The organism is Reticulibacter mediterranei, assembly GCF_016587455.1.
The window spans coordinates 6,487,132-6,502,659 of the sequence record NZ_BNJK01000001.1 but is presented as its reverse complement, the minus strand read 5'-3'; the positions used below and the strand labels follow the sequence as shown (position 1 = coordinate 6,502,659).

11 protein-coding genes and 1 pseudogene are annotated in these 15,528 nt (G+C 53.0%); 11 read left to right on the top strand and 1 reads right to left on the bottom strand.

The genetic code is table 11. The annotated features are described in order from the left end of the window. Positions 1-32: 32 nt before the first annotated feature. The 9 genes from rbfA to K3T83_RS28140 all read left to right on the top strand — a co-directional run bounded on the left by rbfA (position 33) and on the right by K3T83_RS28140 (position 9,446). Positions 33-413 (top strand): 30S ribosome-binding factor RbfA, encoded by a 381-nt coding sequence (rbfA, locus tag K3T83_RS28180; RefSeq protein ID WP_220206245.1) that lies wholly within the window; start codon positions 33-35, stop codon positions 411-413. Continuing rightward, positions 410-1,432, top strand: a complete 1,023-nt coding sequence (locus K3T83_RS28175) for a DHH family phosphoesterase (RefSeq protein WP_220206244.1) — start codon at positions 410-412, stop codon at positions 1,430-1,432. The genes rbfA and K3T83_RS28175 overlap by 4 nt, the downstream gene beginning before the upstream one ends. A 24-nt stretch (positions 1,433-1,456) precedes the next feature. Next, positions 1,457-2,344: a tRNA pseudouridine(55) synthase TruB gene (truB, locus tag K3T83_RS28170; RefSeq protein ID WP_220206243.1), complete on the top strand. Its 888-nt coding sequence runs from the start codon at positions 1,457-1,459 to the stop codon at positions 2,342-2,344. 167 nt (positions 2,345-2,511) lie between these two features. Beyond that, positions 2,512-3,462, top strand: coding sequence for a bifunctional riboflavin kinase/FAD synthetase (locus K3T83_RS28165; protein ID WP_220206242.1), 951 nt, complete (start codon positions 2,512-2,514; stop codon positions 3,460-3,462). Positions 3,463-3,519: 57 nt separating this feature from the next. After that, positions 3,520-4,368 carry a DUF3662 and FHA domain-containing protein gene (locus K3T83_RS28160; RefSeq protein ID WP_220206241.1) on the top strand — a complete coding sequence of 283 codons (849 nt, stop codon included), beginning with the start codon at positions 3,520-3,522 and terminating at the stop codon, positions 4,366-4,368. 12 nt (positions 4,369-4,380) lie between these two features. Then, positions 4,381-4,833, top strand: coding sequence for an FHA domain-containing protein (locus K3T83_RS28155; RefSeq protein WP_220206240.1), 453 nt, complete (start codon positions 4,381-4,383; stop codon positions 4,831-4,833). Positions 4,834-4,942: 109 nt separating this feature from the next. After that, the gene (locus tag K3T83_RS28150) at positions 4,943-6,355 is read left to right on the top strand and encodes an FtsW/RodA/SpoVE family cell cycle protein (RefSeq protein WP_220206239.1); all 1,413 of its coding nucleotides are present in this window, start codon (positions 4,943-4,945) and stop codon (positions 6,353-6,355) included. A gap of 246 nt (positions 6,356-6,601) precedes the next feature. Next, complete coding sequence (locus tag K3T83_RS28145; protein WP_220206238.1) at positions 6,602-7,276, top strand: hypothetical protein; 675 nt, start codon at positions 6,602-6,604, stop codon at positions 7,274-7,276. Further along, a complete protein-coding gene (locus K3T83_RS28140) occupies positions 7,257-9,446 on the top strand; it encodes a hypothetical protein (RefSeq protein ID WP_220206237.1) in 2,190 nt (729 codons plus the stop codon). Before K3T83_RS28145 ends, K3T83_RS28140 begins: the two co-directional genes overlap by 20 nt. Before the next feature lie 154 nt (positions 9,447-9,600). On the opposite strand, the gene K3T83_RS28135 is transcribed toward K3T83_RS28140, so the two are convergent. After that, a complete protein-coding gene (locus K3T83_RS28135) occupies positions 9,601-10,116 on the bottom strand; it encodes a lipopolysaccharide assembly protein LapA domain-containing protein (protein WP_220206236.1) in 516 nt (171 codons plus the stop codon). A gap of 267 nt (positions 10,117-10,383) precedes the next feature. On the opposite strand from K3T83_RS28135, the gene mutS reads away from it, so the two are divergent. Together mutS and tkt are read left to right on the top strand one after the other, a co-directional pair. Further along, a complete protein-coding gene (mutS, locus tag K3T83_RS28130; RefSeq protein ID WP_220206235.1) occupies positions 10,384-13,161 on the top strand; it encodes a DNA mismatch repair protein MutS in 2,778 nt (925 codons plus the stop codon). A gap of 168 nt (positions 13,162-13,329) precedes the next feature. Then, a pseudogene (gene tkt / locus K3T83_RS58015) lies at positions 13,330-15,341 on the top strand (transketolase). The last annotated feature ends 187 nt before the right edge of the window (positions 15,342-15,528 follow it).

Here is a 15,528-nt window from a genome sequence, read left to right as displayed (position 1 = left end):
CCTTTTTGCTAGTATCCGAAAGGATCAGAACCATGCCAAATCCCCACAGGCAAGAGAAGCTGGGAGAGTTGATTGCGGCAGAGCTAAGTGAACTGCTGCGAACACGTGTGAAAGATCCGCGCGTCGGCTTTGCCAGCATTACCCATGTTGAGGTCAGTGGTGATCTGCGCCACGCCAAGATTTTTGTCAGCGTCATGGGCAGCCCGGAAGAGCAGAAAGAGACTATGAAGGGGCTGAGGAACGCAACCGGCTTTTTACGCCACGAGCTGGCAACACGCCTGGTGCTACGCTATATGCCAGAGCTGGCGTTTAAACTTGATACGTCTATCGAGGAAGGCGCTCGTATTCTCGCACTGATTAATCAGGTCGAGCAAGAAGATCGCGAAATAGCAAGCAATCCAGAGGGAGAATGAAGAACACACACGACGCCACACAATTATCGCCACAGATTGATCCGGCTCTGATTCAGCAGGCCATGACGATGATAGAGCAAGCACAGCGCATCGCCCTGCTCGCCCATCAGCATCCCGATGGAGATTGCATTGGCTCTGCGCTCGGGCTTGCTCACGTCCTGCAAGCTATCGGTAAAACCTGCATCCCCGCCTGTGCAGATCCGGCCCCGAAGATGCTCTCTTTTCTGCCCGGTGTAGAAACGCTCCAGACCACACTGGGCGATGAGCAGTTTGATCTGGTCATCGCGCTGGATGCAGGCGAATTGACGCGCTTTGGCGACCTCTATGAGCGCCATCGCTCCTTCCTCGATCACGCTCCCATTCTTAATATAGATCACCACATCAGCAGCGACGGATGTGGGCAGGTCAACATTATCGATCCTATTTCCGCCGCTACCGGCGAACTGCTGGTATTGTTTCAACAACAGACGGGACTTCCACTCAATGCCGAGGCGGCACTCTGCCTGCTCACTGGCATTATCACCGACACTGGCTCGTTCCAATTCACCAGCACAACTCCGCGCACGATGCAGGCCAGCGCCATTTTGCTGGCAGCTGGTGCTGTGCCCGCTACCATTGCGCAACCCGTGTATCGCACACGACCACTGGCACAGGCCCGCTTCCAGTCCGCCGTCATTGCCAGAGCACAAACAGAGTGCAATGGCCGCCTGATCTGGTCATCTGCAACCGACGAGGTGCTGGCAGAGACGGGCGCGACCCCCGAAATGGATGATAACTGTTCCGGGATGCTGCGCGACATTGAGGGGGTGCAGATCGCCGCTTTCTTTAAAAACTATGGTGATCCCACAATCACCCGTCTGAGCCTGCGCTGCGAGGCTCCCTACAATGCCGCCAACATCTGCAAAAACCTGGGCGGTGGTGGTCATGCGCGAGCAGCCGGTGCAACGATCAACAAACCGATGGAGGAGGCTATCCCGCTCGTGCTGGCAGTGTTGAAACAAGAGTTTCAAACAGAATAAGCGTCGAGGTTGGGAGAGAAAAACATGGATGGGATTCTTAACATCAATAAAGCAACCAGCATGACCTCACATGATGTCGTGGCTCGTGTGCGCAAAACGTTGCATCAGCGGCGCGTTGGTCATGCTGGTACGCTCGATCCCGCCGCCAGCGGCGTTTTACCTATTTGCGTTGGTCATGGTACGCGGGTTGCTGAATATCTTAGCGAGAGCGGCAAGGCATACCAGGCAGAGATTACCTTCGGCATCGTCACCGACACCTACGATGCCGAAGGGAGCATTACGCGTACAGCTGACCCTGGCAATCTAACACAGGCCAGCATAGAGGAGGCGCTACCACGCTTTCTTGGGCTACAAATGCAATCGCCTCCCCGCTACTCGGCCATCAAAATCCAGGGGCAACCCGCATACAAACGTGTCCGTTCAGGTGAAGAGATCACGCTAGAGGCACGCAGCATTGAAATTTATCAATTACAAATCCTCGCCTGGGACGCACCGAAGCTCACGCTGGCAGTTGAATGCAGTAAGGGGACGTATATTCGCTCGCTGGCCTACGATCTGGGAGAATATCTGAGCTGCGGCGCACATCTCTCGGCATTGATCCGCACTCGCAGCGGCCCTTTCACGCTGGCAACCAGTATCACATTAGAGCAACTGGCCGAAGCAAGCGAGCAAGGCACAATTGCCAACTATCTTTTCGCTCCAGATAGCGTGTTACAGGAATACACGGCCCTGACACTGGATGCCGCTACGATTGCTCGCGTCCTGCATGGCAATGCCTTTCGCTCTGAAGATCCTCAACCCACCACCGATCTTGCACGTATTTATGATACAGAGGGTCATTTTCTCGCCATTGCTACCTGGGATCACCAGCATCAGCAGTGGCAGCCAAAGAAAGTGTTCAGCGGCTCATAGGCTTGCCAGAAGCGGCGCGGGATCGAGAATGCCTCGATCCCTATGAATGGCTACTATTATTGCTAGTGTGCAAAGGCTGTGGTACTATAGGGGCAGTACAGACAAAAAAAATTTAGAGCATGGGTACTTTCAGACGCAATTGTGCAGGAATACCCTTTACATAACAAATGGAATACACTACAACAATTACGAATCAAAAACCAATTGCCATTACGATTGGCAACTTTGACGGTATTCATAAAGGGCATCAACGCTTGATGCATGAACTACAAGCTATGGCCCAGGCGCTTGAATGTACTCCGGTGGTGGTAACTTTTTCACCGCATACATTGACGGTCATACGCCCTGAAATGTTTGTGCAATATCTTACGACGGTCGAAGAAAAACTGGCATTATTACGGCAATTTAGCGGCATTACCGATTCTATCGTCATCCATTTCACGCGTGAAGTCGCCACGATGAGCGCCGAGCAATTTATGGATAACCTCTGCAAGCGTTTTACGATCAAGGGGCTGGTGGTTGGCACAGATTTCAGTCTTGGTCGCAACCGCATGGGCAACATCACCTTTCTAGAACACTATGGACAGGAACATCAGATCACCGTCCGCGCTATTTCTCTAGAGGAGGCCGAACATGCCCGTATTAGCAGCACTCGCATTCGTGCGCTGGTCAGCGACGGGCGCATCAGTGAGGCGAACGAATTATTAGGCCATCCCGTGCGAGTGAGTGGGATCGTGAAAAAGGGCGATCAGCGAGGCCGCCAGATTGGTTTCCCAACCGCAAATCTGGAGTTGGACCCGCACAAACTGTTACCCGCTAACGGCGTCTACGCCGTTCGTATTCGGGTACAGGATGGAGTAGGAAGTGACGCGACTACCAGTTCTCCCGTCTATAACGGTGTAACCAATATTGGCATTCGGCCCACGTTTAATGGAAAAGAGCTTCTGGTTGAGGCCCACTTACTGGATGTCGATCTGGACCTCTATGGGAAATATCTGGTGCTCGATTTTATAACGCGCTTGCGAGACGAACAACGTTTCCCGAATATCGAAGCTTTGAAAGCTCAAATCGCGGCTGATGCAGAGCAGGCGCGTCAGATTTTAGCGACAGGAGGGTGAGCCGTTGAAAGCTCGCCAACATCTTCTTCTTAGTCAAAGCGATAGGAGGGTGAGCCATTGAAAGCTCGCCAGAACCTTCTTGGCCAATTTGAGGCGTTTATACAGCGCTTATTCGAGGGACCATTTGCACGTCTCTTCCCCTCACGGATAGAACCGGTGGAGTTGGAGCGCAAACTGGAGCGTGCGATGGAGGATAATACCCTCCTGCAAGGCGAGGGCCGTCGGCTCGCGCCTACCGTGTATGATGTCTACCTGAGCATTAAAGATCACCAGCAGTTTGCGCCCGGTCAGGCAACTCTGGTACGCGACTGGCAAACTCATCTGGTGGAATTTGCCCGGCATCGTCATTATACACTCCGTGCCATGCCTGTGATCCGCCTGCATTCGGACACCTCGCTGGGCATTGGCTCGGTCCGTATCGAGGTCGAAATGGAGATTCAAGGTAGCAGTGGGGATGGAGGGATGGCAACACAGGCACTCAGCGCAGAACAACTGGCACAGTTGCGCGCCGTCTTGCCACAGGGACAAAATCTCCCTGGTATCCCAACCGGCTCTGGAACAGGTCATCCCACCAGCGGACACGGCGCACCTGCCATGCCGCCACCGATGCCGCAGGCCTGGCTCACCATCCAGTTGCCACAGGCCGGGCAGCAAACCTATCGTATCGAAAAACCCATCGTCAACATTGGCCGTCAACTCAGCAACGACATCATCGTTGAAGACAAGCGCGTCTCACGCTATCATGCTCAAATCAAATATCAACCAGACGGTCAATTCGCCATTTTCGATCTTGGCAGCACAAACGGCATTACGATCAATACAACACCGCATATGCGTCAGCATGTATTACAAAATGGTGATCGTTTCACTATCGGTAGTTACGATTTCTACTTCCAGAGAAGGTGAGACATCTAATCTATGCCATTGCAAATAGATTCTTTTTTATTCATATTAAGGCTATTATTCATTATTCTTCTCTACCTTTTTTTAATGCAGGTAGTGATCGCTATTACGCGTGATCTCAGGAAGACGGCGGCTGCGAACGAAGGGGTAGGGAATCGAACATCACAGGTACTTGGTCATCTCGTTGTTGTCGATAGCGGCCCAAGTAATCTCATGCCAGGTACGCGTTTTGACCTTGCGCCTCAGACCAATATCGGGCGTGGTCCCACCAACACGATTCAGCTTACCGACCAGTTCATCTCGGCGGAACATACACGCCTCTGGCTTCGTAACGGTACATGGTATGTGCAGGATGCAGGCAGCGTGAACGGCTCCTACGTCAACAATCAGCCAGCCCGCGATCCCGTGCCAGCAAAATGGGGCGACATCGTACGTGTTGGATATATACAGTTTAAATTGACTCAATAAGCAGATGCTCCTTTTGATCTCCGGCTCTCAGAGCATCCTTTGCCAGTTTCTCTAGATACTTCCTCGCGTTCAGTCGAGTGCATGCAGCAAATAGAGAGGTGTTATATACATGGCTAGTCTATCGCCAGGAGGCTTCCGAGGATATCGTTGGAAAGAATTAGGATTGCTGGTCATTCCCTTTTTACTTCTGGTGCTAGCCACCACACAGTTGTTTCTGGTGGCCAATGCGACGGATCAACGCGCCTCGCTCAATCCTAAAAACTTCCCACCGCTGGAGGGTCTGACGCCAGCCATTGGTCTGATCGCCGCCCTTGTCGTCGCCAATGTTGTCATGAGCTTCTTTTTCCGCAAAGCCGATCAGGTATTGCTCCCCGTCGTCGGTCTGCTCAGTGGCATCGGCGTGATGATGGCAACGCGCCTCGGACCCAATCTCAATCCGGCTCCCATCCCCGGTCTCGGCGGTTTCCAATTGCGCTGGGTGATTATCGGGCTGGTCGCCTGCATTGGCACCCTGTTCATCTTACGCAACGTCAACTGGCTCGGTCGTTACAAATATACCTGGATTGCCGCGACCTTCCTGTTTCTGCTCCCAAACTTGATCAAAGGTGTTCTCACCTTCCGCTCCAACGATCCTACTCGTGACTCGCTCGGTATCCAGGGCTTTCTCAACTTACAGCCATCCGAGCTATTGAAGATTACCATTGTGATCTTCTTTGCTGGCTATCTGAGCGAAAACCGCGATATTCTGGCTCAGGGCTACCTGCGTCTGGGCGGGCTGCGACTCCCGCCGCTCCGTCAACTCGGTCCACTGCTGATGATGCTGGGCATATCGCTGCTCCTCTTCTTGATCGTCCGTGACCTGGGACTGGCGTTGATGATCTATTGCCTGTTCCTCTGCATGATGTACCTGGGCAGCGGAAAATTGTCCTATGTCCTCGTCAGCCTGGGCCTCTTCATCTTCCTGGCCCTGATCGGCTATAGCCTGCTCAGCTATGTACGTGCGCGCTTCGCCATTGTACAAATCGATGTTGTCAACTGGACGCAAGCCAGCGACGATGCTTACCAGAACATTATCGGAGCCGGCCAGATCGTGCAAGGGCTGATCGCGCTCTGCAGCGGCGGCATTCTTGGTGCTGGTCTGGGACTGGGACATCCAGCGGGTGCGGGTTTTGTGCCGGTGGTTGAGTCGGATATGGTGCTGACGGCGCTTGGCGAAGAACTGGGCCTCTCAGGTCTTTTCGCTATTATCGGCCTCTATCTACTCATTGTGTATCGCGGCTACCGCATCGCTATCGAAGCCTCTGATGCATTTCAACAATTGCTGGCGGCTGGCCTGACCTCGGTTTTCGCTATTCAAACGCTGGTCATCAGCGCTGGTAATCTCAAGTTTATGCCGCTAACCGGTGTGACTCTACCATTCCTCAGTTACGGTGGTAGCTCTATCGTCGTTAACTATATTATCATCGGTATTCTGCTACGAATCTCGTACAATACGGCTGTTGAGCGAGACGGCTTAGCGTAACCAATCTTTTTAGCAGTGGTACACCAGGAAACAGTAGAGGCAAACCAATATGATGGCCGGGTGAATGTACTGGTGTATCACTCTAGTACGCAAGATATATATAATCTGTATAACTTGTTTCCTGGTGTCCTGCATGCTATACTTCCCTGGAATGGATAATATATAGAGTATCTATACTGCGGGTGCATAGTGCGTCTACCATGTAGGGATTAACTGGTAAGGATTTGCCAGGTAGGGATGTAATCAATGGGCCAATATCAACAGTGGCGACACCATCGAGAAGTTGACGAGCAATTAGGTAAGCGCCTGGAACAGTTACAAACCGAACTGGCCCTGCTCCAGGCACAGGCCCACACATTGGCAGAAACAACTTCCGCCTCCTCAGATAACACGATTATTCAGGCACTTCTCAACGCTCATAAGGCAGAGGTACAGATAGCCAGCAATCAACCCTCTGCACAAACAATTTTACCGCAGCAATTATTTATTGACGAACCGCAGGAAGAAACTGCCGCGCCTCACAATATTTTTAAGGTGGAGGGAGAGGAGTCAGCGCCCGTTTCTCCGGCTCTGCTTGCCTGGGGCAGGCTACCCAATCTAGATGCTCAGAAAATACAGCTTCCAGCGGCCAACACTCGCCGCTCAGGAGCGTTGTCAGGGGAGGAAGGTCTCCTGCCTCCAGATATGACAACCTTCTTTCATCAGCATACGAATCCCGTTCCACGACCCAGGATTCCAGCATGGCTTGAGAATGTGATTTCTGCGCCCACCGCGCCAGATCAACTCCCCAACAACCCTGTAGACCAGCAAACGTTACGTACAAATCGTCTGGTCGAACGGTGGCTCGAACGCTGGAGAAAGACTTCTTCTGGTTCACAGGAGCAGCGAGAGGATCAAAAGAATGAATCACATCGAGAATGATATCCCTGAGAGCGTTGCTCAGATTCAACCTGACAACCATCAAGCAGGACAGATAGCACAGGATAGCAACATCGCCACTCTTTTTGCCCGTTTGCAGCCGCAGGATGTTGAGCAATTCTATCAGAGCTATCAGTTGTGGAGTATCACATCTCGGATACAGGCAATCCAGGCCGAGATCGAGCAGGTCCAGCAAGAAAAGGCCGTAAATGCCGAATTGCTGGAACAATACCATCCCTCTCCCATCGCTCAAGCGGTCCTGGCCCAATTGCAGTCCCATGATGTCAACGACAACGATCTCCTCGATCAAATGTTGGAGCGGGGAGATGATTGGCTTGATCATACCATGCAACTCCTTGAGCAATGCGAACACCTGGACATCATTCACGGCAACTATACGGAATGGTGCATGCATGCTCTAGAAGGTGCCTACGATTGGATAGGCTCAATGCACGAAAGCGAGGCCACCGACGAGCCAGAGGAGCCTGCTACCACCGCAGAAGTATTTGATGAATCTACCGAGCAACTCCTTCTACAAAAGCTGTTGAGCGACGAAGAAGAGGCGATCCAGCCAGAAGCTAGAGTGGAACCAGCAGAGGAAGCAACAATCAGCGAAGAGACCGTCACATCTCCATCGCCCGAAGATGCCGCTGCTGAAACCGCTACTCAAGAAGAGGCTGCACAGATTGCTGAGACATCCAACGAAGAGATTTCCAGTGACGAGGAGTCAGAAGCCCCAGGCGAACTTGCTGCTGACAACGAGGCCGAAGAGGATGTCCCAAGCAGTGATATATCTGAAACAATAGAGATTATAGAGAGGGAAACTGATCAGGCTGATGAACTTGAAGAGCCTGCACAGCAGATATCCCCTATGGTAACCAGCGATGCTAATGCAGTTCTCAATGTTGATATCTCTGCGCCCACTGATACCAGTGATGAGGCAGAAGATAATATCGCCGAGATAGAGCCAGAAATAGCCAGTGGAACAACTGAGACAACCATCCATCCAGAAGAAGTCGAGATCCAGGAAGAAGAAACTACCCCTCAAGCGTCTGTAGAGGATCAAGATGCAGTTGTTGAGCCAGTAGAGAACGAACAGGCAACCTCCGAAGTTCTCACTGAAGATGTAGACGAAGTGATAGAGCTAGAGACGTTAGAGCAGGATGCAGAGCAAGAAAGCGAAGAGCAAGAAATTCAAGTCAAGAGCCTATCTGAAGCGGCTGATTCGCCAGAAGTCGAAGATACAATCGGTAACAATGATGAGGCTCCAGTTGAAATGGTTGCTGAAGACGCGACAAGCAACGGTGAAGAGGTTACAATTGAAACAACCACAGAAGATGTGTTAGAACCGGAATCTCAAACTACCACATCCATTGCCGACGAGGAAGGAACCGATACAGCTTCAACAACTCCTGAAGTTGAAGAGTTGCCAGAGAACGAGGAAGAAGTTGAGGTAACGTCTGAAGAAGTGCTAGAAACAGCTTCTGATGAGGATGAAAACGACGAGGCCGATAACGACCATGAGAGCGTCGCAGCTCCCACCGATGCTGTTGACGAGGTTGTTCATGAACCTGCCGCCGTGCTCAATCATGACGTTCAAGATAACTCTGATCTCACTTTAGCAGAGAACCTACTAACTCAGGAGGAAAGTTCGTCTGACCTCTCGTTACCCTCGGCCAGCACAGAGATCAAATCTGTAGAGGCTGAGATCCCACACGCGCTTCACATGGAAGGAAGCGACGAGGATACCATCGCTATCCCTGCTATTCTTAAAACTACCTTCTCCACAAGCAGAATAACACCATTGAGAGCAACCGTCGATGCAGAAACGCAACCAACGATGCCGACGATTGTTCCAGATAAAACGACCACGCCAGCACAGGAAATAGCATCGATTGTCGAAGCTAACACAATCCCGGGTTTACCAGCGATTACGCCGCCACCGCAAGCAATAACTCCCTCCACAACATCGTTGCCAGATATTTATGGAGAGACTAGCAAACAACCTGCTATCCAGCAAGCTGCGGCACCGATCTGGCGCGAGTCGAGCGACTACTCTACCAGCCTCAACCCATCGCTCCCTCAAACTCCCTCGACACTCCTGCCAGAGCCGCATCAGGGCTTTTTCCGTCGCCTATGGCTCAAATTCCTGGCCTGGCTACGAGGCGAATAAGACTGCCTGGTTGCTAACAATTATATGGTGATTACCTGCTAGCAACCGGGCAGTCCTTTTTTGCTGGAGGCCAGATATTGTCGCGCTCCCCATCCATAAGCCGGAGGGGTAGCGCAACAATACAATATATTTAAAATAATTTATATAGAAGCTATTAATTTTGCATCGGCCCGGACATCCCCGGCATCTGGATCGGGTTCTTCGACTGAGACGAGGGCGGCTGCATATTCATTCCGGGCGGGGGCATATTGGGTGGTGGCATATTCATTCCAGGCGGGGGCATATTGGGTGGCATATTCATTCCAGACGGGGGCATATTGGGTGGCATGTTCATTGGCGGTTGCATATTCCCTGACGGCATGTTCATTGGCGGTGGCTGATTTGGCAGCGGTTGCGATGAACGAGCCTGCATTTTCTCCTGCTCCAGCTCTCTCACGCGTTGACGCAGTTTGCGAAGCCTGCGCTGATCGTGACGAGCGGAGAAGAGAGCCACAAGATACAGCAGCAAGGCACCCAACAAAAATGAGAGGAAGATCAGCAGACCAGATGGAATGCCTGGCGTCTTCAGGCTAAAAAGCGTTAACTGTACCGAAGTGGTCAAATTCTGTACAGTCAAGATGGTGAGAACACTACCCACAATCACAAACAGCACAAGTATGAGGTAGAACACATGGGCCTCCTTAGAAACAAGCTTCCCATATATAATACACCTACTGACTCTTCCTGCTAAGACTAATAAGACTAAACGAACCAATGTGGCTATTTTTGAGCAGTAGCAGCGATTTTACCACAAATGCCATTGGAAACAATATACGCTTCTCCGCCATCCTGTGTAGAGTTTACACACGATGAAACAAGAGTCCCCTATGCCGCATGGCAAATTGACGCCGCTCGCAATTAGGCTTATACTGGATGCGGAGCTTGAGGGAGGTAGCACGTGTTATTTGAAGACTATGCAAAAGAAAATCTGATCCACAGCCCGGTTCGCACGCAATACTTACAAATCAAGCAGCAGCAGCCCGATGCTATTCTCTTTTTTCGCATGGGCGATTTCTACGAAATGTTCGATGATGATGCAGAAATCGTTGCTCGCGAATTAGAGATCGCGCTGACGCGCCGTGATTTTGGGCGCGGCGAAAAATCGCCAATGGCGGGAGTTCCTCATCATGCCGCCGATGGCTACATTGCCCGCCTTGTCAGCAAAGGCTATCGGGTCGCTATCTGTGAGCAAACCAGCGATCCGGCTCTTTCTAAGGGGCTGGTGGAACGCGAAGTCGTTCGCGTGGTCACGCCCGGCACGATTATTGATCCCGCGATGTTAGCGGCGAAACGCAATAACTTTCTGGCCGCCGTCGTGCTAGGACGCGATGCGGTTGGTATGGCCTATATCGATATCACCACCGGCGAGTTCGCTGTGACGCAATTCAGCACGCCGGAGCCAGAGCTGGCGCTGCAACAGGAGATCGCACGCGTCGGCCCGGCTGAAGTCCTCGTCGAAGCTCATTATAGTCGCCCCGGCAGTCGCAAGCGGCGTTGGCTGGCCGCCGTGATGAACGAGAAACAGGTCACGAAGCTTGGCAGCAACGGAAACGCCAACGCTGAGATTCCCGATGTTGACGAAGACGAAGATGATGTCGCCCCGCTGGTCAAGCTGCTCAATGGCCTGACTGGACACGTCACGCCGCACGACTCGCGCTACTTCGCCGAGGACGACGCTCGTCACCGCCTGCTGCAACAATTTGAGGTGTCATCGCTTGAGGGCTTCGGTTGCGCCCATCTTCCGCTGGCTATTCGAGCTGCCGGCGCGGTACTTTCCTACGTACAGGAAACGCAAAAAGGTCTGCTTCAGCATCTCACGGCGATGGAAACCTACCATATCAACAACTTTATGACCCTCGATCCCTATACGCGCCGCAACCTCGAACTGTTTGAAACCGGGCGCAGCGGCTCCAGTCGAGGATCATTGCTCTGGGTGCTTGACAGGACGCGCACTCCGATGGGTGGAAGGTTGCTGCGCCGCTGGATTAATCAACCGCTGCTCGATATTCCTATCTTACAGCAGCGTCAGGAGACGATCACCGAACTGCTCAACGACACGTTGCTCCAGGCTCGACTCGCCGAGTCGCTCAAGCGCATAGGCGATGTGGAACGGCTGATCAATCGCGTACGACAACGCATCGCCAATCCACGCGATCTTGTCGCGCTTGCCAGCAGCCTGCAATCTGCCGCCGAGATCCGCTCTACGCTCACAGAAGAGGTTGAACAGGAAAAGCCCTCGCTCTGGCGCGTGATGCAGCGGCTCAGCGATAACGACGATATTATCAAACTGATCGAGCAGGCTATTGTGGATGAGCCTCCCCTGAGCATCAATGAAGGTGGAATTATCCGTTCGGGTTTCAGTGCGGAGCTTGATCAGTTGAAAGACGCGTCCCAAAATGGTAAGCAGTGGATCGCCAATCTGGAACAGCGCGAACGCAAACGCACCGGCATCAGCACGCTCAAGGTTGGCTATAATCGCGCAACTGGCTACTTTATCGAGATCACGAATTCCAATATCAGCCGTGTGCCAACCGAATACAAGCGCCGCCAGACGTTGACGAATAGCGAACGCTATATCACGCCCGATCTGAAAGAGTACGAAACACTGGTTCTCAATGCGCAGGATCGCATCAATAAGATGGAGAACGAGTTTTTCGTTCAACTGCGCTCCGACATCGCCATTCACGCCGCCGAGCGTATTCTCGATACTGCTCATGCCCTGGCCGAAATCGATGTCTTCCTGAGCCTCGCGGAGGTGGCGGCCAGATATAACTATTGTCGGCCAGAACTAAACGATGGCGATACCGTCCACATCGTTGCCGGTCGCCATCCTGTCGTGGAGCAAACGCAATCGGACACGCCGTTCATCCCGAACGACACCAACCTCTCCAACCAGGAGGCTCAGATCTCCATTATCACCGGCCCCAATATGGCCGGTAAATCCACCTATCTGCGACAGGTCGCACTGATCGCACTGATGGCGCAGATCGGCAGCTACGTCCCCGCCGAGTCCGCGATTATCGGTCTGGTGGATCGCATTTTCACGCGTATCGGCGCGCAGGACGATCTGGCAACCGGGCAGAGTACGTTTATGGTGGAGATGGTGGAAACCGCCAACATTCTGCACCATGCCACACCGCGCAGTTTGATCATCCTGGATGAGATTGGTCGAGGCACCAGCACATATGATGGACTGGCGATAGCACGCTCCGTTGTTGAATACCTGCACAACAACAAGCGCTGCGGAGCACGCACGCTCTTTGCCACCCACTATCACGAACTGGTGGAGGTTGCCAAACTGTTGCCGCGCATTCGCTGCTTAAACGTCGCCGTCACAGAAGAAAATGGGCAGGTCATTTTCTTGCGAAAAATCGTACCAGGAGGTGCCGATAGAAGCTATGGCATTCACGTCGCCCAGCTTGCAGGTATTCCTCGACCGGTGATTCATCGCGCCCAGGAGATTCTGGAAGAACTGGAGCGTACAGGAGATGCCAAAACGCGCCGCAAGACGATGCGCGATATGACCATGCCCGCCGCCTGGCAAATGACCCTCTTTGCATCCGAGCCACACCCGCTGGTGGAAGAGCTTAAAAACCTTGCAATTGATGAGCTAACGCCTATTGAGGCAATCAGCAAACTCTATGAGTTGCAACAGAAGGCAAAGAGAGATGCATGAGATAAGCGGCCATATTTTTGAGCAAGTTGCACACATAGTTACCCTAAACATCGATTGGCTCAAATATCAGCACGTCTCAACCACTACTTTTTGGTTGTGGATGTGATATGATATGGGTAACGACTTAGTGTATCAGATACAATAAATAAGAACGTACACGGAGGATTGATGACAATACAAGAACAGACGCCCATCCAGAAAAATACCCTGGAAGAGCTTTGCATCAATACGATTCGCACGCTTTCGATGGATGGAGTCCAGAAAGCCAACTCCGGGCACCCTGGCACCGCGATGGCCCTTGCCCCCCTCACATATCTGCTCTGGACCCGGTTCATGCACTACAATCCACACAATCCTGCATGGGCCAACCGCGACCGCTTCATTCTTTCCGCCGGTCATGCATCTATGCTGCTGTATAGCATGCTCCATCTCACAGGTTACGACCTGCCGCTCGACGAGCTAAAGAGTTTCCGTCAGTGGGGAAGCCGCACCGCCGGACACCCGGAATACGGGCACACCCCTGGCGTGGAGACCACCACTGGCCCACTTGGTCAGGGCTTCGCCAATGGCGTTGGCATGGCGATTGCAGAACGTTTCCGCGCCAGCCAGTATAATCGCCCCGACCACACCCTGCTCGACCATTATATCTACGCCATTGCCAGCGACGGCGACCTGATGGAGGGCGTCACAGCCGAAGCTGCCTCCCTCGCGGGCTTCTTAAAGCTGGGTAAACTGATCTACTTCTACGACGACAACAACATCACCATAGAAGGCTCGACCAATCTGGCATTCGGCGAAGATGTTGGTCGCCGCTTTGAAGCGTACCACTGGCATGTCCAGCGCGTCGCCGATGTCAACGATTTGGCCTCAGTGGAACAGGCAATTCTGGCAGCCCAGGCAGACGAGCGCCCCTCGCTGATCATCGTTCGCACGCACATTGGTTACGGTAGCCCGAACAAACAGGATAGCTCCAAAGCGCACGGTGAGCCACTGGGAGCGGATGAGGTGCTTCTGACCAAGCGCAACCTCAACTGGCCCTCCGAGGAGCCGTTCTATATTCCTGAAGAGAGCCTCGCCTACTATCGGCAGGCCATCGAGCGCGGTGCAGCCCAGGAGCAGGAGTGGCAGGAGCGCTTCAACGCCTATGCCTCCGCGTATCCAGAGCTGGCCACGCAGTGGCAGCGGGAATTGAGCGGCCAACTGGCAGAGGGCTGGGATAGCGATATTCCTACCTTTGCAACTGGAGAAGCACTTGCAAGTCGCGCCGCCGCTGGTAAGACGTTGAGCGCCATTGCTCCCAGGCTGCCCAATCTCATCGGTGGTTCTGCTGACCTGGCCCCTCGACCAACACCTATGTCAAAGGACTGGGCGATTTCGGGCCAGTCGAGAACGGACGCAACATGCACTTCGGCATCCGCGAACATGCAATGGGCAGCATCATGAACGGTATCTCCCTCTATGGCGGTCTGATCCCGTTTGGTGCGACCTTCCTGATCTTCTCGGACTACATGCGCCCACCAATCCGTCTGGCCGCCCTGATGGGCATCAAAACGATCTATGTCTTCACGCACGACAGCATCGGCGTAGGTGAAGACGGCCCCACGCACCAGCCAATCGAGCAACTGGCAGCTCTACGCGCCATTCCTGGCCTGACCGTGTTGCGTCCTGGCGATGCCAACGAGACGGCGGAGGCATGGCGCGTTGCAGTCAGCCATCATGGTCCGGTCGCCCTCGCGCTGACCAGGCAGGCACTCCCCACGCTCGACCGCACAAAATTGGGTGCGGCAAGTAACACCGCAAAAGGTGCGTACGTGCTACAAGATAGTGAAGGTGTTCCTCAAGTCATTCTTATCGCCACCGGCTCCGAGGTCTCGCTCGCCCTGGATGCGGCCAACAAGTTGCATCAAGAGGGAATAGCCGTTCGTGTAGTAAGTATGCCCAGTTGGGAATTGTTCGAGGAGCAAAACGAAGAGTATAAAGAGGCGGTTCTGCCAAAGAGCGTTACCGCTCGCGTCGCCATTGAAGCGGCCTCTCCGATGGGCTGGGAACGGTATGTAGGATTGCAGGGTACAACCGTGACCCTCAATCATTTCGGCGCTTCCGCCCCTGCCAAAACGGTCTTCCAGAAGTTCGGTTTCACCGCTGACAATATCGTAGAGCAGGCCAAAGGGTTACTCTAGCGCCTCGTCCCGTAGTTGCGCGATTTACCGAGCGTGTCAAGAAATTCGCGATAAATCGCGCAACTACGAACAAAGCGGTATCCCCGCATAGAGGTTGCGTACATAATAGAGAGTAACGGTTAAGAACGAACACTGTAGAGAATTGTCCATGCTGATGCGCGAACAAACAGGCGTATCAACACGGAGC